We start from the raw sequence: 339 nt of genomic DNA, 5'->3' as shown, positions 1-339 counted from the left end.
GCACCTCGTCGTCGCTCCAGCCCTCGGCCCGCTCGACGTCCACTCGCACCACCAGATGGTAGTGGTTGCTCATCACCGCATAGGCGGCCACATCGATGGCGAAGACCCCCGCCAGCTGATGCAGGCGATCGCTGATCCAGCCACGGCGATGCTCGTAGCTCTGCCCGCTCACGGCATCCGTGCCGCACAGGAAGGCGCGGCGCACGCAGCGGTTGACGAGGTGATACCAGGGGGTGGCATCGAGCGATACCAGGGCAGCGCGGGGACGGGTCATGGCGGGAACCCTCAGCAGGTTGGCGTTGCTCTCAGATTAGCGCACACCGGATATGTTATTAAATA

Annotated in this window: 1 pseudogene; it reads right to left on the bottom strand. The window is 64.3% G+C overall.

From position 1 onward, the window contains the following. Positions 1–274, bottom strand: a pseudogene (locus CCD76_RS19610) (transposase); the annotation flags it as partial. Between the last annotated feature and the right edge of the window lie 65 nt (positions 275–339).

The organism is Salinicola salarius, assembly GCF_002179555.1.
GTDB classification, from domain to species: Bacteria; Pseudomonadota; Gammaproteobacteria; order Pseudomonadales; family Halomonadaceae; genus Salinicola; species Salinicola salarius_A.
This window is presented reverse-complemented; position numbering and strand designations above follow the sequence as displayed.